The following is an 18,641-nucleotide window of genomic DNA, read 5'->3' as shown; positions in this document are numbered from 1 at the left end:
GCAAGAACTCTACGCCCTTCGTAGTCTGAAAATGATTTAAATATATCGTTTGGTTTTATATTGAAAATTTTATTTCAAACCCTGAGGGCATGCTATGAAGCACTGTAACATCATCCTGTTAGTTGGCCTTCTGGCCAGTTCCGCTTCGGCATTGGCGGAGAAGATCGGCGTCTCGATGGCTTACTTCGATCAAAACTTTCTCACCATTATTCGTCAGTCCATTGAGAAAGAAGCTCAAGCCCGCCAGGTCGAGGTGCAGTTCGAAGACGCCCGCGGCGACACCGGACGCCAGGCCGATCAGGTGCAGAGCTTCATTGCCTCCGGCGTGGACGCGATCATCGTTGACCCCGTTGACTCCGCCAGCACCCCGCAGCTGACGAAGATGGCGCAGCAGGCCAGGATGCCGCTGGTGTATGTGAACCGGACGCCGGGGGATAAAACGTTACCCCCTGGCGTGGTGTTTGTCGGTTCGGACGAGCGGGAGTCCGGCACATTGCAGATGGAAGCGCTGGCGAAGCTGGCGAACTACAAAGGCAACGTCGCCATCATGATTGGTAATCTCACCGATGCCGGCGCGCTGCAGCGCACCAGGGACGTAGAGCAGGTGGTGGCCAAATATCCGGCGATGAAAGTGGTGCAGAAACAGCCGGCCAACTATTCCCGCAGCGAGGGAATGGATCTGATGCAGAACTGGACAGGCAACGGGGAAGCGATTGATATTGTGGCGGCGAACAACGACGAGATGGCGATTGGCGCGGCGATGGCGCTGGAGAAGAGCCAGAAGAAGCTGCTGATCGGCGGCATCGACGCCACGCCGGATGGGCTGAAAGCGTTGGCCAGCGATAAGATCCAGGTAACGGTTTTCCAGGATGCCGTTGGTCAGGGCAAAACGGCCTTAGCGGTGGCGTTGAAGCTGATTAAAGGAGAAAAAGTCGAGTCCCATGTCTGGATCCCGTTTGAGTTAGTGACCAAAGAAAACATGCAGACCTATGTGGAAAAGAGTCATTAACGGCAAGGCAGAAATGTTCGAACTTTGCTGATAAAACCGGGCTGAGAATATGACGCCCGGGCAACGAAACCGGAGGAAAAGAGATGGCAACGGCAAAAAGCGGCTACACGCTGCAGGTGATAAAGGCAGGGCAGCAGGGGCATGTTGAAATGAGGTGGGGGCATCTCGCGGAAGTTGATACGCGCGTGGCGGCGGCGACCATCGCGCAGCATATCGGGCGACCCTCGTCTGCGGCGGATCCGCAGGAGATCAGCCTGTCGCTGACCAATGCCGCCAGCGGCATCTCGGTGGAGCTTCATCACCCGGCCTCAGGAGAAAGCGCCAGCCCGGCTTTTATTGAGGACGAGTTAAAAAAGATTGTGCAGATCGTTGATGGCTACGAGGCGGCAGAAGAGACCCATATCGTGGAGTAGCGCGCCGCCTTGCGCACAGGAAAAAAAATCCACGCCGGAGCGTGGATTTTTTATTACTCGATGGCGGCAGAAACGCCAGCCAGCGGGATTAGACGTTGAACAGGAAGTTCATCACATCGCCATCTTTCACGATGTAGTCTTTACCTTCAGCGCGCATTTTACCGGCTTCTTTCGCGCCCTGTTCGCCTTTGTAGGCGATAAAGTCTTCATAAGCGATGGTCTGCGCGCGGATAAAGCCTTTTTCGAAGTCGGTGTGGATCTTACCGGCTGCCTGCGGCGCGGTCGCCCCGACCGGAATGGTCCAGGCGCGAACTTCTTTCACCCCAGCGGTGAAGTAGGTCTGCAGGTTCAGCAGGGCGTAGCCAGCGCGGATCACGCGGTTCAGGCCCGGTTCTTCGAGACCCAGCTCAGCCATAAACTCATCACGCTCTTCATCGTCCAGTTCGGCGATGTCCGCTTCAACCGCGGCGCACACCGGCACCACTACAGACCCTTCCTGCTCGGCGATAGCGCGAACCTGATCGAGGTATGGGTTGTTCTCGAAACCGTCTTCATTGACGTTCGCGATGTACATGGTCGGCTTGAGGGTCAGGAAGCTCAGATAGCGGATGGCCTCTTTCTCTTCTTTGGTCAGATCCAGCGCGCGCAGCATACCGGCGTTTTCCAGCTGCGGCAGGCATTTCTCCAGCGCGGCCAGCTCAACTTTCGCGTCTTTATCGCCGCCTTTGGCTTTTTTGGAGACGCGGTGAATAGCGCGCTCGCAGGTATCAAGGTCAGACAGCGCCAGTTCGGTGTTGATAACGTCGATATCTTCCGCCGGGTTCACTTTCCCTGCCACGTGAATAATATTGTCGTTTTCAAAGCAGCGAACCACATGGCCGATAGCTTCGGTTTCGCGGATGTTGGTCAGGAACTGGTTGCCGAGACCTTCGCCTTTGGACGCGCCTTTCACCAGGCCCGCGATATCAACGAACTCCATGGTGGTCGGCAGGATACGCTGCGGTTTGACGATTTCAGCCAGCTTGTCCAGACGCGGATCGGGCATCGGTACGACACCGGTGTTCGGCTCAATGGTACAGAAGGGGAAGTTGGCCGCTTCAATACCCGCTTTGGTGAGCGCATTGAACAGGGTGGATTTGCCGACGTTGGGCAAACCGACGATACCGCATTTGAATCCCATGATTTAAATCACCTTAATCTTTGGATAATCAATCTGTTATCAGGAACAGATTGCAGAAAATTGAATAGCTTTGCCTATTATACACGGTGCGCGGCAAAAATGCCGCACGACAACGGCTTATTGCGCCTTAAAGGCGTGTAAACGGTTGGTCGCTTTAGTGAGACCATCCTTTAACCAGATTTCCGTACAGCGCGCCGCTTCGTCGACGGCATCATCAATCAGTTTCTGCTCGCTGGCCGGTGGTTTGCCGAGTACAAAGCCGACAACCTTGTTTTTGTCGCCCGGATGGCCGATCCCGACGCGTAAGCGGTGAAAGTTCGGGTTATTGCCGAGCTTGCTGATGATGTCTTTCAGGCCGTTGTGGCCGCCATGGCCGCCGCCAAGCTTAAATTTCGCCACGCCCGGCGGCAAATCCAGCTCATCATGGGCAACCAGAATTTCGTCCGGGTTGATGCGATAAAAGGTCGCTATCGCGGCCACGGCTTTACCGCTAAGGTTCATAAAGGTGGTGGGCACCAGCAGGCGAACATCCTCACCCGCCAGGTTGATGCGCGAGGTATAGCCGAAGAATTTGCTCTCTTCGCGCAGCGGCGCGCGATGGCGATCCGCCAGTAAATCCACATACCAGGCGCCAGCGTTGTGCCGGGTGGCGGCATATTCCGCACCGGGGTTGGCCAGGCCGACAATCAGTTTAATGGTCACGTTTTCTTTCCTGCATGGGGCATTCTCTGCCGCGTAGTGTACTGTCTGCGGGCGCGCTTGACAAAGTTCTGGCCTCGAGACAATACCAGCATTGATGATTTACTCTCTAAACCATTAGAATTTGATATTGTTCATAGGCTTATTTGTAAATTTTTGTCTATTTGCTGTTCACTAATGTGATCGTGGGCGCACTCCACAGAAGAGACCTTGTCTATACTACACCTATAAGATTTGGGGACATTCCCTGGCAACCCAAAGTCCGGAGGTGACACATGAAACGCAAAAACGCTTCGTTACTCGGTAACGTACTCATGGGGTTAGGGTTGGTGGTGATGGTTGTGGGGGTGGGTTACTCCATTCTGAACCAGCTTCCGCAGCTTAACCTGCCACAATTCTTTGCGCATGGCGCAATCTTAAGCATCTTCGTTGGTGCGGTGCTCTGGCTGGCCGGTGCCCGTATTGGCGGCCACGAGCAGGTCAGCGACCGCTACTGGTGGGTGCGCCACTACGATAAACGCTGCCGTCGTAATCAGCATCGCCACAGCTAACCGCAGCATGATTCCCGCATCGGTCCCTGAAGACCGATGCGTTTTACTGTGCCTCTCGTTATCTCTTCTTCTTTTTCCCGCCATTTGACGACCCCCGTTCCGACCTGACCTTCGTGATGCTATGGTTGCCGCCAAAAGTGAATATCAAGCGCGTTTTTCGCTTGACCCTGACGTTACGTCAGGCAGCAGAGTAGCGGACCTGGCCACAGAGAGGAGCAGTCATGTTAATTCAGGTGGGAGAGCTGGCGAAGCGCGCCGGGCTGACGGTGCGTACGCTGCATCATTATGAACAGACGGGGCTGTTAACGCCTTCGGCCAGAAGCGAGGCGGGCTATCGGCTCTATAACCTGTCCGCGGTTCAGCGCCTGCATATGATCAAGGCGCTGGCGCAGACCGGGCTGACGCTCGCCACCATCAAGGACTATCTCGATCGGCGAACGCTGTCGCTACCCGAACTGCTGACGCAGCAGATAGAGACGCTTAATGACCAACTGCGCGATGTCGGCAGGCTGCGCGACCGGCTGTTGGCGCTGCGTGAGGCGCTGGCGAGCGGCAATGAACCCGATCTGGAGTCCTGGCTACAGACGCTGGAGTTAATGAAAATGTACGATCGTTGGTTTAGTCAACAGGAGTTAGCCGTGCTGCCGTTTGCGGCACAGGATGAACAGCGCGCGCAGGCGTGGCGCGAGCTAACAGAGGAGGTGCAGACGCTGATGGCGAGCGGCTGCCCGACGGACAGTCCGCAGGCGATGAGTCTGGCGACGCGCTGGATGGAGCGCCTGGAGCAGGATACGGCCGGGCGCCCGGAGTTTCTGACCCGCCTGAACGAGATGCATGCCGCCGAGCCGCAAATGGTTGAACAGACCGGCGTCACCCCGGCCATCATTGCCTTTATCACCGAAGCCTTTGCCGAAAGCAAACTGGCCATCTGGGCGCGGTATCTCGACGACGAGGAGATGGCGTTCACCCGCCGGCACTACTTCGACCGGCTACAGGAGTGGCCAGCGCTGGTGGCGAAGCTGCATCAGGCGTGCCGCGAGGGCGTAGCGCCGGACTCGGCGTCGGGTCAGGCGCTGGCCCGGGCGTGGCTTGAGCTGTTTCAGTCCTACGCCGGCACCCGGCCGCAGACCTTGCAGAAGTTTCGTCAGGCAATGGAGCAGGAGCCGCATTTGATGAAGGGCACCTGGATGACGCCGGCGGTGCTGAGCTGGCTGCAGCAGGCGACCGGAGCCTTGATGCGGCAGGCGCAGGGGCCTGCCGCCGGGTGATCACAGGTCAGCCAGCGCGGCCTGACGATCGGGGTAGAAGCTCAGGCGTCCGGGCAGCGGCTTGACGCCGGCGCGCGCTAACGTGCGTAGCGGCTGAAATTCGAGGTTAGATACGCGCAATTCACAGCCTTCCGGCAGCTTGTTCACAAAGCGCTGGAAGGCATCCAGACCGCCGGCGTCGAGAACCGGCACCGCGTCCCACTTCAGCACCACGATGCGCTTGCCGGCGATCCGGGTCTCCAGGTCGTTGAATAAACCTTCGGCGGCGGCAAAGAACAGCGGACCGATCACCCGCAGCACCAGCACGTCGTCTGGCACTTCGACGTTGACCGGCGCCAGATGGGTCATGCGCGCGATACGGCGCATAAACAACAGCGAAGCCAGCACGATCCCGACGCTGATGGCGATCACCATATCAAACAGCACCGTCAGCGACATGCACATCAGCATCACCACGATGTCGTCCTTCGGCGCGTGGCGCAGCAGATTGATGACTTTATGCGCCTCGCTCATGTTCCATGCCACCATCAGCAGCAGGGCGGCCATCGCCGACAGCGGCAGCCAGGAGAGCAGCGGGGCGAGGATCAGCAGCGCCATGATCACCAGCAGGGCGTGGATCACGGCGGCGATCGGCGATGTGGCGCCGGCGCGGACGTTCGCCGCCGAGCGGGCAATCGCCGCGGTGGCAGTGATCCCGCCGAAGAACGGCGCAACGATGTTGCCCAGCCCCTGGCCAATCAGCTCGCTGTTGGCTTTATGTTTGGTACCGGTCATGCCGTCGAGCACCACCGCGCACAGCAGAGATTCAATAGCGCCCAGCATCGCCATGGAGAAAGCCGCGGGCAGCAGCGCCTGCAGCGAAGCCCAGCTCAGGGTAAAGTTGGAACCCGGCATATCCCAGGGCAGTACCAGCTGCGGCAGCAGCTGCGGAATGCCGTTGCCCTGAGTGCCGTCCGCCAGCTGATAGTGGAACTGCGAGCCGATCGTCGCCACATCGCCGCCGAGCAAGTTGACGACCAGCATCACCCCACAGCCGGCCAGCAGCGCCGGGAGGTGGCCCGGCAGACGGATACCCAGCCGCGGCCAGAGGATCAGGGTGCCGAGGGTGACGACGCCGATGGCGGCGTCCCCGACGTTAATGGTCGGCAGGGCCATCGCCAGCGCCGCCACTTTCTGCAGATAATGCTCCGGCACATGGGGCATCTGCAGGCCGAGGAAATCTTTAATCTGCATGGTACCGATGGTGATACCGATCCCGGAGGTGAAGCCGAGGGTGACCGACAGCGGGATATATTCGATCAGGCGGCCAAAGCGCGCCAGGCCGAAAAGCATTAAAAAGATCCCCGACATCAGCGTCGCCACCAGCAGCCCCGCCAGGCCGAACTGCTGGGAAACCGGATAGAGGATCACCACAAAGGCGGCGGTCGGTCCGGAAACGCTAAAGCGCGATCCGCCGGTTAAGGCGATCACAATCCCTGCCACCGCTGAGGTATAGAGGCCGTACTGCGGCGGCACACCGCTGCCAATCGCCAGCGCCATCGCCAGCGGAATCGCAATGATCCCGACGGTGATCCCGGCGATCAGGTCGCGGGTAAAGCGGGCAGTGGTGTACTTTTCTTTCCAGCAAGCGTCGATGAGGGCGCGGAAAGGCATCACATGTGAGGAAAATAATCTGTTCACAATAATGTTTCATCCATGAGCGCATCATCTGTCAACTGAATGGCAGGTGAAGGAGGCATCGGTCATTGCCACATCATCCTTCGGGATGCCTCTGTGTTGGCTGCGTTCATTTATCCCGGTCACGTACTGCCTGTACGCTCCCGGGGATTCATTCACTTGCCGCCTTGACGCATGCCGAATGATTTTGTGGAAGAATTAAAAATTCAGAGACAAAAAAACCCGCCGCAGCGGGTTTTTGTGCTCGGCTCGATTAATGTTCGAACATAGCAGAGATTGATTCTTCATTGCTGATACGGCGAATAGCTTCAGCCAGCATACCGGAGAGCGTCAGAGTACGCACTTTATCCAGCGCTTTAATTTCTGGTGCCAGCGGAATGGTATCGCAGACGACAAATTCATCGATCACAGAGTTTTTAATGTTCTGGATGGCGTTGCCGGAGAAGATCGGGTGCGTCGCGTAAGCGAATACGCGTTTCGCGCCGCGCTCTTTCAGCGCTTCTGCCGCTTTACACAGGGTGCCGCCGGTGTCGATCATATCGTCGACCATCACGCAGTCACGACCCGCGACGTCGCCGATGATATGCATCACCTGGGAGACGTTGGCGCGCGGACGGCGCTTGTCGATGATAGCCATATCGGTATCGTTCAGCAGTTTAGCGATAGCGCGAGCACGAACCACGCCGCCGATGTCCGGAGAAACCACGATCGGGTTGTCCAGGTTCAGCTGCAGCATATCTTCCAGCAGGATTGGGCTGCCGAACACGTTATCAACTGGCACATCGAAGAAGCCCTGGATCTGTTCTGCGTGCAGGTCAACGGTCAGTACGCGGTCAACGCCGACGCTGGACAGGAAATCTGCCACCACTTTCGCGGTGATTGGCACACGAGCAGAACGAACACGACGGTCCTGACGAGCATAACCGAAGTAAGGGATAACGGCGGTGATACGACCTGCCGAAGCACGACGCAGAGCATCAACCATAACAACCAGTTCCATCAGGTTGTCATTGGTGGGAGCACAAGTGGACTGGATGATGAAAATATCACCACCGCGTACGTTTTCATTGATTTGTACGCTGACTTCGCCGTCGCTAAAACGACCTACAGCGGCGTCGCCAAGAGAAGTGTACAGGCGGTTGGCAATACGTTGTGCTAGTTCCGGGGTGGCGTTACCAGCAAAAAGCTTCATATCAGGCACGAGAAGAACCTCAGGCATGCGTCCAGTGGTGGATGAATGGGCCAATAATGTGCGGGCTGGCGCCATTCGATCCAGTCGGTGTATTTAAAGAGCACGATGCAACGTCTGGAACAGGGTGACGTTGTCACCGTAACTCAATTTCCCCGGCTGACTCATGAACGATGCGCCCTCACGGCGCAGGATTCAGAGCAGGGCCTGCTTGAGGGGCGAGAGGTTTACTCCGCGCGCCACAAAGCCATTTAGCCATGCCGGGGCAGTGTCCAGCACCTGACGGGCAGCGGATTCGGTGTTAAATTCAGCAAACACACAGGCCCCTGTGCCGGTCAGGCGTGACGGCGCATATTCTAACAGCCAGGAAAGCGCGGCATCAACCTCGCGAAAACGTTTTCTTGCGATAAGCTCGCAATCGTTGCTGAATTCACAATTTAATAACGTATTAATTGACCGGCGCGGGGTATTTCGTGGTAGCTCCGGGTCGCGAAAAATGATCGGCGTCGGAATACTGACGCCCGGATGGGCCACCAGGTACCATTTTTCCTCAGGCTCCACCGGCGTCAGAATTTCACCTACCCCCTCGGCAAAGGCGGCATGGCCGCGCACGAAGACCGGCACATCGGCCCCCAGCTGCAGGCCAAGGGTCGCCAGCTCATCTTCCGAGAGTCCGCAGCCCCAGAGATGGTTGAGCGCCACCAGCACGGTGGCGGCATTGGACGAGCCGCCCCCCAGACCGCCGCCCATCGGCAGGCGCTTATCGATACTGATATCGGCGCCGCTGCCCGCCGGCAGGCGGCCGCTTTCGCCGGCGGCGCGCATCAGCAGACGCGCGGCGCGAACGATCAGATTCTCTTCGTCCGGCACCCCGGCCACCGGCGTCAGCAGGCGCAGTTCGCCGTCAGCGCGCGGTTCGATGGTCAGCGTATCGCCGTAGTCGAGGAACTGAAACAGCGTCTGCAGGGTGTGGTAACCATCGGCCCGCTGGCCGGTGATATATAAAAACAGATTCAGTTTTGCAGGTGAGGGCCAGCGGCTCATCATTTCACGATCCAGTTATCCATCTTCAGCTTGATGCGCTGGGCGCCATTGTTCAGCTCGACATTAGACGGCAGGGCGGGCTGGGTATCGCTGGTGTAGCCGCCGTAGGTGACGTGCCAGGTTTTGCCGTTTTGCGTGTAGTTCAGTTCACGCAGACGGTACCGATCGTCCAGCGAATAGTCGGTGGCGTCGCCCGGCAGGCCGATGATCCACTGGCGCAGGCTGTTCAGCGGGATCGGCATCCCGGTCAGGCGGCCAATCATCTCTTCGGCATCGGTGGCGGTGTAGGTCTGGCCTTTGTTGTCGATCAACTGCACGCTGCCAGGCTGCGCGGTCAGCGACAGCTCGGTGCTGCCCAGCGGGTTGGTCAACAGCAGGCGATAGCGGTCCTGGCCGGTCTGCTGCCAGAAGAAGCGGGCATAGACTTTTTGCTCATCGGAGAGATAGGCAAACGCCCCGCGGGTCTGGAACTGGTTGAGGCTGCGAACAGCCTGCTGGTGCTGGCGCCACTGCGGCGAATCCGGGCTTTTGCCAGGCCCCTCGGGGGTATGAACAGAACAAGCGGTCAGGACGAGGCTGGCCAGCGGCAGCAGGCGGAACAGTCGATTCATAATGATGACAAATCCTTGATGTCTACAGTGAAATCCGGCGGCAGGGGAACAGCGGGCCGATTTGTGTAGCAGGTTACATTTATAATCCTTAATGCTAGCGTCGCCGGGCGATAGCGTCTACGTTCAAGTTGTCTGAAATCAAAAAATTAACCTTAATGGCGGTCTTGCTTTGGCTATTACTCCAAAAGGGGAGCCTCTCTTTTATTGATTACGCGCATCCTGTATGATGCACTCAGACTAACCTTAGCAACGCTGGTACTACTCCCTCACAATGACCCTTTTAGCTCTTGGCATCAATCACAAAACAGCTCCGGTCGCCCTGCGAGAACGCGTCGCGTTTTCGCCGGAAACGCTCGATAAGGCGCTGGAGAGCTTGCTGGCTCAGCCGATGGTGCAGGGTGGGGTGGTGCTGTCGACCTGCAACCGTACGGAACTCTATCTCAGTGTCGAAGAGCAGGATAACCTGCAGGAAGCGCTGATCCGCTGGCTGTGCGATTACCACGGCCTCAATGAAGAAGACCTGCGTAAAAGCCTCTACTGGCACCAGGATAACGATGCCGTCAGCCATCTGATGCGCGTCGCCAGCGGCCTTGATTCGCTGGTGCTGGGCGAACCGCAGATCCTCGGCCAGGTGAAAAAAGCCTTCGCCGATTCCAGCCGCGGCCATCTTAACGTCAGCGAACTGGAGCGGATGTTCCAGAAATCGTTCTCGGTGGCCAAGCGCGTGCGTACCGAAACCGATATCGGCGCCAGCGCCGTTTCCGTCGCGTTCGCCGCCTGTACCCTGGCGCGGCAAATCTTTGAATCCCTGTCGAGCGTGACGGTGCTGCTGGTCGGCGCCGGTGAAACCATCGAACTGGTGGCGCGCCATCTTCGCGAACATCACGTGCGCAAAATGGTGATCGCCAACCGCACTCGTGAACGCGCCCAGGCGCTGGCGGAAGAAGTGGGCGCCGAGGTGATTGCCCTCAGCGATATCGACGAACGGCTGAAAGAGGCCGATATCATTATCAGCTCCACCGCCAGCCCGCTGCCGATCATCAGCAAAGGCATGGTGGAGCGAGCGCTCAAGGCGCGGCGCAACCAGCCGATGCTGCTGGTGGATATCGCCGTCCCGCGCGACGTCGAACCGGAGGTCGGCAAACTGGCTAACGCTTACCTCTACAGCGTCGACGATCTGCAAAACATCATTCAGCATAACCTGGCGCAGCGTAAGGCCGCGGCGGTGCAGGCGGAATCGATCGTCGAGCAGGAGACCAGCGAATTTATGGCCTGGCTGCGCGCGCAGAGCGCCAGCGAGACCATCCGCGAATACCGTTCTCAGTCCGAGCAGGTCCGTGAGGAGCTGACGGCGAAGGCGCTGGCCGCGCTGGAGCAGGGCGGTGATGCCCAGGAAATTATGCAGGATCTGGCGCGTAAGCTCACCAACCGCCTGATCCACGCGCCAACCAAATCACTTCAGCAGGCCGCCCGTGACGGGGACGACGAACGCCTGCATATTCTGCGCAACAGCCTCGGGCTGGAATAGCGCACCTTTCTCTTATTTTCAGGACAGGGTGAATTCACGCCTATGAAGTCTTCTATTGTTGCCAAACTGGAAGCGTTGTACGAGCGCCACGAAGAAGTGCAGGTGCTGCTCGGCGATGCCGCGACGATTGCCGATCAGGATAAATTCCGCGCGCTGTCGCGGGAGTATGCTCAACTAAGCGATGTGGCGCGCTGCTATACCGACTGGCGTCAGGTGCAGGAGGATATTGAAACCGCGCAGATGATGCTCGACGATCCGGAAATGCGCGAAATGGCGCAGGAAGAGCTGCGCGACGCCAAAGATAAAGGCGAACAGCTGGAGCAACAGCTACAGGTCCTGCTCCTGCCGAAAGATCCTGATGACGAGCGTAACGCCTTCGTGGAAGTGCGCGCCGGGACCGGCGGCGACGAAGCGGCGCTGTTTGCCGGCGACCTGTTCCGCATGTACACCCGTTACGCGGAATCGCGCCGCTGGCAGGTGGAGATCCTCAGCGCCAACGAAGGTGAACACGGCGGCTTTAAAGAGGTGATCGCCAAGATCAGCGGCGACGGCGTCTATGGCCGGCTCAAATTTGAATCCGGCGGCCATCGCGTGCAGCGCGTGCCGGCCACCGAGTCGCAGGGGCGTATCCACACCTCCGCCTGTACGGTGGCGGTGATGCCGGAGCTGCCGGAGGCGGAAATGCCGGATATCAACCCGGCGGATCTGCGCATCGATACGTTCCGTTCCTCCGGCGCGGGCGGTCAGCACGTTAACACCACCGACTCGGCGATCCGTATTACCCACCTGCCCACCGGCATCGTGGTGGAGTGTCAGGACGAACGTTCCCAGCATAAAAACAAAGCCAAGGCGCTGTCGGTGCTGGGGGCGCGGATCCGCGCCGCCGAAGTGGCCAAGCGTCAGCAGGCGGAAGCCTCCACGCGCCGCAACCTGCTGGGCAGCGGCGACCGCAGCGATCGCAACCGTACCTACAACTTCCCGCAGGGCCGCGTGACCGACCACCGCATCAACCTGACCCTTTACCGTCTCGATGAGGCGATGGAGGGCAAACTCGACATGCTGATTGAGCCGATAGTCCAGGAACACCAGGCCGATCAGCTGGCGGCGCTGTCCGAGCAGGAATGATGACCTTTCAGGCCTGGCTGCAGCAGGCAATCGCCCGCCTGGCGGAGAGCGACAGTCCGCGACGCGACGCCGAGATCCTGCTGGGACACGTCACCGGTCGGGCGCGCACCTGGATCCTGGCCTTCGGCGAAACGACGCTGTCCGCCGACGAGGCGACGACGCTGGAGGCGCTCCTGCAGCGACGCCAGCGCGGGGAGCCCATCGCCCATCTGGTCGGGCAGCGGGAGTTCTGGTCGCTGCCGCTGTTTGTCTCCCCGGCGACGCTGATCCCCCGCCCGGATACCGAATGTCTGGTGGAGCAGGCGCTGGCGCGTCTGCCCGTCGCGCCGTGCCGTATTCTCGACCTCGGCACCGGGACCGGCGCCATTGCCCTGGCGCTGGCCAGCGAACGTCCTGACTGTGAAGTGATCGCGGTGGACGTGATGCCGGCCGCCGTGGCGCTGGCGTTGCGTAATGCCGCCCATCTGGGCATCGCTAACGTGACGATACGGCAAAGCGACTGGTTCAGTGCGCTGGCCGGGCAGCGCTTCGCCATGATCGTCAGCAATCCCCCCTATATCGACGCCGCCGACCCGCATCTTGCCGAAGGCGATGTGCGTTTTGAGCCGTTGACGGCGCTGGTGGCAGGCGACCAGGGGCTGGCCGATCTGGCGCAGATTATCCGCGAGGGGCGGCAGTATCTGCAGCCCGGCGGCTGGATGCTGCTGGAGCATGGCTGGACCCAGGGCGAAGCGGTACGCGCCCTGTTCCGCGAGGCGGGCTATCTGGATGTCGCGACCTGCCGCGACTATGGCGACAATGAGCGTCTGACCCTCGGACGTTTACCCGACATGGAGAACGTTGGCTGATGAACTTATTCACGGCTGTCCTCTACCTGCACATCGCCAGCGTGGTGGTGTCGGTAGGATTGTTCGTTTTACGTTACTGGTGGATGTATCACCAGAGCCCGCTGCTGAACCAGCGGTGGGTGCGAATTGCGCCGCACTGCAGCGATACGCTGCTGTTTCTCAGCGGTGCGGGATTAATGGCGATAACGCACTACCTGCCGTTCACAGAAGACGGCGCATGGCTGACTGAAAAGCTGTTTGGCGTTATCATTTACATCGCATTAGGTTTTATCGCGCTGGGCCGTCGTCGTCCGCGCAGCCAGCAGAGCCGCTTTATCGCGTTCCTGCTGGCGCTGGTGGTGTTGTTTATCATCATTCAACTCGCCATCACAAGAATACCGATACTGGGGTAGGTCATGGGGTCATTAGCGGATTTCGAATTTAACAAAGCGCCATTGTGTGATGGCATGGTCCTCATTTCTGAACAGGTCCGCGACGATTTTCCGACGCGTTTTGTCGAGGAAGAGCTGCAGCGGCTGCTGCGCCTCGCGCAGGAGGAGATTGCGCCTTCGTGGGACCAGGAACGCCAGATAGAACGCCTGCTGGCGCTGTTTTACGAGGAGTGGGGCTTTGGCGCCTCGCAGGGCGTTTATCGTCTATCCGACGCGCTATGGCTCGATAAAGTGCTGGTCAACCGCCAGGGGAGCGCGGTGTCATTAGGCGCGATCCTGCTGTGGATCGCCCAGCGCATGGGGCTGCCGGTGGTGCCGGTGATCTTCCCGACCCAGATGCTGCTGCGCGCGGACCCGGAAACCAGCGAAGAGATGTGGCTGATTAATCCGTTCAACGGCGAAACCCTCGACGAACATACCCTGGAGGTATGGCTGAAGGGCAACATCGGGCCGGTGGCGGAACTGTTTAATGAAGATCTCGACGAAGCGGATAACGCCGAGGTGATCCGCAAGCTGCTGGACACCCTGAAGTCGGCGCTGATGGAAGAGCGGCAGATGGAGCTGGCCCTGCGCGCCAGCGAAGCGCTGCTGCAGTTTAACCCGGAAGATCCGTATGAGATCCGCGACCGCGGGCTGATATACGCCCAGCTGGATTGCGATCACGTGGCGCTGCTGGACCTGAGCTATTTTGTCGAGCAGTGTCCGGAGGATCCGATCAGCGAGATGATCCGCGCACAAATCAACACGATTTCGCACAAACAAATTACATTGCATTAGTCTGGAACCATTCCGGTTACACCCTGATAAGGCGAATTTATGAAACAAAAAGTGGTTAGCATTGGTGATATCAACGTAGCGAACGACCTGCCGTTCGTGCTGTTCGGCGGGATGAACGTGCTGGAGTCACGCGATCTGGCGATGCGCATCTGCGAACATTACGTCACCGTTACGCAGAAGCTTGGCATCCCCTACGTCTTCAAAGCCTCCTTTGATAAAGCCAACCGTTCCTCCATTCACTCCTATCGTGGGCCGGGTCTGGAAGAAGGGATGAAGATTTTCCAGGAGCTGAAGCAGACCTTTGGCGTGAAAATCATTACCGACGTTCATGAAGCCAGCCAGGCGCAGCCGGTGGCTGACGTCGTGGACGTGATCCAGCTTCCCGCCTTCCTCGCGCGCCAGACTGACCTGGTGGAAGCGATGGCCAAAACCGGAGCGGTGATCAACGTCAAGAAACCGCAGTTCGTTAGCCCGGGCCAGATGGGCAACATCGTCGATAAATTCATCGAAGGGGGTAACGACAAAGTGATCCTCTGCGACCGCGGCGCGAACTTCGGTTACGACAACCTGGTGGTGGATATGCTCGGCTTCGGCGTGATGAAGAAAGCCTCCAACAACTCGCCGGTTATTTTCGACGTCACCCACGCGCTGCAGTGCCGCGACCCGTTTGGCGCTGCCTCCGGCGGTCGCCGCGCGCAGGTGAGCGAGCTGGCCCGCGCCGGTATGGCGGTGGGTATCGCCGGTCTGTTTATCGAAGCGCATCCGGATCCGGACCACGCGAAATGCGACGGCCCGTCCGCGCTGCCGCTGGATAAACTGGAGCCGTTCCTCAAGCAGATGAAAGCGATTGACGATCTGGTGAAAAGCTTCGACGAGCTGGATACCAGCAAGTAAGCCTGACCGCATCACTGAAAAAGCCTGCCGGCGTCAAAACCGGCAGGCTTTTTTTTCGCCCGGACTCCGCCGGACGGGAAAGCGGGGTCAGGCGAAAATGGTCATCAGGTAGGCGGCGAACAGCGCCAGATGGGCCGCGCCGTTCAGCACATTGGTGCGTCCGGTGGAGAAGGAGATATGACACAGCACCAGCGAGGCGACCATCACCACCATCTCCGGCGCGCCAAGGCCAAAGCGCAGCTCATTGCCGGTCAGGAAGGCGATGAGGGTGACCACCGGGACCGTCAGCGAGATGGTGGCCAGCACGGAGCCGAAGAACAGGTTCATCGCCCGCTGTACCTGATTGTTGAGCACCGCTTTGAGCGCGCCAAGGCCTTCCGGCGACAGGATCAGCAAGGCCACGAGGAAGCCGGTGAAGGCCACCGGGGCATTCATGCTGGTCAACAGCGTTTCCAACGGGTTGGCGTTCATTTTAGTGACGGCGATCACCGCCACCAGGTGCACCAGCAGCCAGGCGGTATGCCACCCGCTGCTGTGGGCGGACGGTTTACCGTGGTGCGGGTCGTCGTCATCGCCGTCGTCTTCATGCTCGTAAACAAACAGACTCTGATGGGTTTTGGTCTGAATAAGCAGGAAAACGCCGTACATGGCCGCCGAAATCACCGCCACCAGCAGCGATTGCCCGGTGCTGAAGTTCGCGCCCGGCAGCGCCATGGGAAACACCAGCACGATAATCGCCAGCGGAAACAGGGCGATAAGGTACTGCTTAATGCCGAACAGATTCATATATTGGGTGGCGAATTTACGCCCGCCCAGCAGCAGGGAGAAACCGACCAGACCGCCGGTGACGATCATAATGATGGAGTAGAGCGTATCACGCATCAGGGTCGGCGCGGCGTCGCCGGTGGCCATCAACGCGGAGATCAGACTGACCTCAAGGATAACCACCGACAGGCTGAGAATCAGGGAGCCGTAGGGTTCGCCCAGGCGGTGGGCGAGGACGTCGGCGTGGCGGACCACGCTGAAGGCGCTGCTTAAAATACCGACCAGCGCGAGGATATTAATCGCGATAACCACTGGCAGTGACTGGCTGCTGCCCCAGAAAAACAGCACTGCCAGCGCCAGCACCGGAAAGACGAGGGAAGACTCCTTATGGCGGGTTTTTACCGCCTCATGTGCATGGGTCATGAACCATCTCCATTTATGCAGGTGTTATAATTATAAAAACGCAGGGCGATAAAGTAACAGATTTTGCTAAATTTCTGCTGTATTTTTACTTAAGTTTACGGGTATCGAGAGATATCTTGATTAGTTTATTATAATTTGCGATTACGCTATTTTTATACTTACTATTCAGATAATTACTAAAATTCATTTTTAACTCATCATCGGCTTGATAGCCTGCCGCCTGCGTTCCAGACTTAAATTTTATGCTCAAACAGGAGGTCATTATGCCCTATAACAGTAAACAAGAGCTCCCCGACAGCGTTCAGCATGTTCTGCCTGCCCATGCGCAGGAAATTTATAAAGAAGCGTTTAACAGCGCCTGGGATCAATATAAAGATAAAGACGAGCGGCGCGATGACGCCAGCCGTGAAGAGACGGCGCACAAAGTCGCCTGGGCGGCGGTGAAAAACAGTTACGAGAAAGGCGATGACGATAAGTGGCATAAGAAAAAATAATTGCTGACGCCGCTTTTATGCTTGCCAGCGCCCCGCTGATTGCTTATTGAAAGATAAAGCTGGATAATATTTCAGCAATATTGACGGATGCATGAGACGAACGCCGGGAAGCGGGCAGTGGCGGAGGTAGTAAACAGTGTTAACTCGTGATTTCTTGATGAATGCGGATTGTAAGACAGCGTTTGGCGCTATTGAGGAATCGCTACTCTGGTCGGCAGAACAACGCGCAGCCTCGCTGGCGGCGACGCTGGCCTGCCGCCCGGATGATGGCTCAGTATGGATCTTTGGCTACGGTTCGCTTATCTGGAACCCGGCGCTCAATTATCGCGAGTCCTGCACTGGCACGCTTCCGGGCTGGCACCGCGCGTTTTGCCTGCGGTTGACCGCCGGGCGCGGGAGCGCCTGCCAGCCGGGACGTATGCTGGCCCTGAAAGAGGGCGGTCGAACCACCGGCGTCGCTTATCGTCTGCCGGACGACACGCTGGAAGAAGAGCTGACGCTGCTGTGGAAACGGGAGATGATTACCGGCTGCTATCTGCCCACCTGGTGCAAGCTGGAGCTGGACGACGGGCGGACGGTAAATGCGCTGGTGTTTATTATGGATCCGCGTCATCCGCTGTTTGAGCCGGATACCAGCGCCCAGGTCATTGCTCCGCTGATCGCCCGGGCCAGCGGGCCGCTCGGCACCAACGCCCAGTACCTGTTTTCGCTGGAGCAGGCGTTGAGTAAGCTCGGGATGCACGACGCCAGTCTTGATGATCTGGTGGCCAGCGTCCGCGCGCTGTTGGGCGAGAGCCCGACGCCGGGCCTGGCCTGAGCGCGCGGAAAAGAAAAACGCCCGGCATGGCCGGGCGTGTGTTAAGGCAGTGACTGTCAGGCCGGAACGTAGCTGATGGAGTGCTCCAGTGACTGGCTGTGACTGTCGATAAGCACGTTCCAGGTGCCGCTGTAGGGCACCGTCAGATAGGCGCTGTCCCGATCCTGCACGCTCAGAATATCCGCATGGCTGTCGCCAGGAACCTTCGCGCTCATCAGATGAATATGGCAGCGCTCTGAGCACCGCACCACCAGCGTGTCACCGCCAAACAACGTCAAACTTGCTTTTACCATCGCCATTTTTGTACCCCGTTTCTGTCCCGCTACAGCATCCTGCCCACCCAGTCCTCGCGTGATATTGTTCACACTTTGCTCTGTGCATCACACCAAACGGCGCGGGTCGGGATGCTGATTTTGATCAAAAAAAGGGATAAAGATTAAACAAAAATGACGTTGTTCCTGAAAGCATTCAGCTAACGTTTTTTTTACCTCTTCAGGCGGCGAAACCTGATATTTCCTCCCGTTCGGCGGCGCAGATTTAGAAGGTCAGCACTTTATCTGCCGCCAGGGTCCACTGGGCCAGCTCAACGAGAGTGCCAACCTCCACCCCATCAACCAGCGGCAGTGCGCTGACCCCGCGGCCGTCCGCGCAGGTCTTGCACAGCTTCACGGGAACCTGCTGGGCGGTGAGGATCTCCAGCATCTGCTGCACATTATACCCTTCCGCCGGCTTCTGCCCGCGTAGCCCGGCGGTGACGGCGTCGGACATCAAAAACAGTTTGAGATCGAGGTCGGACTGCTGTTCGCGCAGGGCAATGGCCAGGCGCAGGCTGTTGAACAGGGATTCACTGCCGTAGGCGGCGCCGTTGGCGATAATCACAATACGTTGCATACAAACT

21 protein-coding genes are annotated in these 18,641 nt (G+C 58.5%); 12 read left to right on the top strand and 9 right to left on the bottom strand.

The annotated features are described in order from the left end of the window. Window positions 1–94 precede the first annotated feature (94 nt). Complete coding sequence (locus ABLV54_RS21095; protein ID WP_123822656.1) at window positions 95–1,009, top strand: sugar ABC transporter substrate-binding protein; 915 nt, start codon at window positions 95–97, stop codon at window positions 1,007–1,009. 83 nt (window positions 1,010–1,092) lie between these two features. Continuing rightward, complete coding sequence (locus tag ABLV54_RS21090) at window positions 1,093–1,422, top strand: DUF1869 domain-containing protein (protein ID WP_065812925.1); 330 nt, start codon at window positions 1,093–1,095, stop codon at window positions 1,420–1,422. Window positions 1,423–1,510: 88 nt separating this feature from the next. Here the strand turns inward: ABLV54_RS21090 and ychF are convergent, their stop codons facing one another. Continuing rightward, the gene (gene ychF / locus ABLV54_RS21085; protein WP_002910443.1) at window positions 1,511–2,602 is read right to left on the bottom strand and encodes a redox-regulated ATPase YchF; all 1,092 of its coding nucleotides are present in this window, start codon (window positions 2,600–2,602) and stop codon (window positions 1,511–1,513) included. A 117-nt stretch (window positions 2,603–2,719) separates the two neighbouring features. After that, window positions 2,720–3,304 (bottom strand): aminoacyl-tRNA hydrolase, encoded by a 585-nt coding sequence (gene pth, locus ABLV54_RS21080; protein ID WP_226563901.1) that lies wholly within the window; start codon window positions 3,302–3,304, stop codon window positions 2,720–2,722. Between the two features lie 272 nt (window positions 3,305–3,576). Between pth and ychH the strand changes: the two genes are divergently transcribed. Both ychH and ABLV54_RS21070 read left to right on the top strand, forming a co-directional pair. After that, complete coding sequence (ychH, locus tag ABLV54_RS21075) at window positions 3,577–3,852, top strand: stress-induced protein YchH (protein WP_002910437.1); 276 nt, start codon at window positions 3,577–3,579, stop codon at window positions 3,850–3,852. A 221-nt stretch (window positions 3,853–4,073) separates the two neighbouring features. Then, a complete protein-coding gene (locus ABLV54_RS21070; RefSeq protein WP_048297769.1) occupies window positions 4,074–5,120 on the top strand; it encodes a MerR family transcriptional regulator in 1,047 nt (348 codons plus the stop codon). On the opposite strand, the gene dauA is transcribed toward ABLV54_RS21070, so the two are convergent. The 4 genes from dauA to lolB all read right to left on the bottom strand — a co-directional run bounded on the left by dauA (window position 5,121) and on the right by lolB (window position 9,641). Further along, window positions 5,121–6,800 (bottom strand): C4-dicarboxylic acid transporter DauA, encoded by a 1,680-nt coding sequence (dauA, locus tag ABLV54_RS21065; RefSeq protein WP_064157472.1) that lies wholly within the window; start codon window positions 6,798–6,800, stop codon window positions 5,121–5,123. A gap of 250 nt (window positions 6,801–7,050) precedes the next feature. After that, on the bottom strand, window positions 7,051–7,998 hold the full coding sequence (gene prs, locus ABLV54_RS21060) for a ribose-phosphate diphosphokinase (RefSeq protein ID WP_002910407.1): 948 nt from the start codon (window positions 7,996–7,998) through the stop codon (window positions 7,051–7,053). 183 nt (window positions 7,999–8,181) lie between these two features. After that, window positions 8,182–9,030 (bottom strand): 4-(cytidine 5'-diphospho)-2-C-methyl-D-erythritol kinase, encoded by an 849-nt coding sequence (gene ispE / locus ABLV54_RS21055; RefSeq protein WP_072413462.1) that lies wholly within the window; start codon window positions 9,028–9,030, stop codon window positions 8,182–8,184. Next, on the bottom strand, window positions 9,030–9,641 hold the full coding sequence (lolB, locus tag ABLV54_RS21050; RefSeq protein WP_023290149.1) for a lipoprotein insertase outer membrane protein LolB: 612 nt from the start codon (window positions 9,639–9,641) through the stop codon (window positions 9,030–9,032). Before lolB ends, ispE begins: the two co-directional genes overlap by 1 nt. 271 nt (window positions 9,642–9,912) lie before the next feature. Here lolB and hemA point away from each other — a divergent pair, with 271 nt between their 5' ends. Genes hemA through kdsA form a run of 6 tightly spaced genes read left to right on the top strand, consistent with a single transcriptional unit; the run spans window position 9,913 to window position 15,244 of the window. After that, window positions 9,913–11,169: a glutamyl-tRNA reductase gene (gene hemA, locus ABLV54_RS21045; protein ID WP_348814221.1), complete on the top strand. Its 1,257-nt coding sequence runs from the start codon at window positions 9,913–9,915 to the stop codon at window positions 11,167–11,169. A gap of 42 nt (window positions 11,170–11,211) precedes the next feature. Next, window positions 11,212–12,294, top strand: coding sequence for a peptide chain release factor 1 (gene prfA, locus ABLV54_RS21040; RefSeq protein WP_226563897.1), 1,083 nt, complete (start codon window positions 11,212–11,214; stop codon window positions 12,292–12,294). Beyond that, on the top strand, window positions 12,294–13,142 hold the full coding sequence (gene prmC / locus ABLV54_RS21035) for a peptide chain release factor N(5)-glutamine methyltransferase (RefSeq protein ID WP_248860832.1): 849 nt from the start codon (window positions 12,294–12,296) through the stop codon (window positions 13,140–13,142). Before prfA ends, prmC begins: the two co-directional genes overlap by 1 nt. After that, window positions 13,142–13,534 (top strand): invasion regulator SirB2, encoded by a 393-nt coding sequence (sirB2, locus tag ABLV54_RS21030; RefSeq protein ID WP_008804389.1) that lies wholly within the window; start codon window positions 13,142–13,144, stop codon window positions 13,532–13,534. The genes prmC and sirB2 overlap by 1 nt, the downstream gene beginning before the upstream one ends. Window positions 13,535–13,537: 3 nt before the next feature. After that, the gene (sirB1, locus tag ABLV54_RS21025; protein WP_226563896.1) at window positions 13,538–14,350 is read left to right on the top strand and encodes an invasion regulator SirB1; all 813 of its coding nucleotides are present in this window, start codon (window positions 13,538–13,540) and stop codon (window positions 14,348–14,350) included. Window positions 14,351–14,389: 39 nt separating this feature from the next. Beyond that, complete coding sequence (gene kdsA / locus ABLV54_RS21020) at window positions 14,390–15,244, top strand: 3-deoxy-8-phosphooctulonate synthase (protein ID WP_002910393.1); 855 nt, start codon at window positions 14,390–14,392, stop codon at window positions 15,242–15,244. A gap of 87 nt (window positions 15,245–15,331) precedes the next feature. Here the strand turns inward: kdsA and chaA are convergent, their stop codons facing one another. Beyond that, window positions 15,332–16,432: a sodium-potassium/proton antiporter ChaA gene (gene chaA / locus ABLV54_RS21015; protein ID WP_004203207.1), complete on the bottom strand. Its 1,101-nt coding sequence runs from the start codon at window positions 16,430–16,432 to the stop codon at window positions 15,332–15,334. Between the two features lie 263 nt (window positions 16,433–16,695). Here chaA and chaB point away from each other — a divergent pair, with 263 nt between their 5' ends. After that, a complete protein-coding gene (gene chaB / locus ABLV54_RS21010) occupies window positions 16,696–16,926 on the top strand; it encodes a putative cation transport regulator ChaB (RefSeq protein ID WP_023290145.1) in 231 nt (76 codons plus the stop codon). Between the two features lie 136 nt (window positions 16,927–17,062). Then, window positions 17,063–17,743, top strand: coding sequence for a gamma-glutamylcyclotransferase (locus ABLV54_RS21005; RefSeq protein ID WP_004203203.1), 681 nt, complete (start codon window positions 17,063–17,065; stop codon window positions 17,741–17,743). A gap of 56 nt (window positions 17,744–17,799) precedes the next feature. Here the strand turns inward: ABLV54_RS21005 and ABLV54_RS21000 are convergent, their stop codons facing one another. Both ABLV54_RS21000 and ABLV54_RS20995 read right to left on the bottom strand, forming a co-directional pair. Continuing rightward, window positions 17,800–18,042, bottom strand: a complete 243-nt coding sequence (locus ABLV54_RS21000; protein WP_002910387.1) for a DUF1883 domain-containing protein — start codon at window positions 18,040–18,042, stop codon at window positions 17,800–17,802. A gap of 238 nt (window positions 18,043–18,280) precedes the next feature. Next, window positions 18,281–18,634, bottom strand: coding sequence for a DsrE/DsrF/TusD sulfur relay family protein (locus ABLV54_RS20995; RefSeq protein WP_002910380.1), 354 nt, complete (start codon window positions 18,632–18,634; stop codon window positions 18,281–18,283). Window positions 18,635–18,641: the final 7 nt, after the last annotated feature.

Origin of the sequence: Klebsiella sp. JB_Kp042 (assembly GCF_040065275.1) — a bacterium.
Taxonomy (GTDB): domain Bacteria; phylum Pseudomonadota; class Gammaproteobacteria; order Enterobacterales; family Enterobacteriaceae; genus Klebsiella; species Klebsiella quasipneumoniae.
This window is presented reverse-complemented; position numbering and strand designations above follow the sequence as displayed.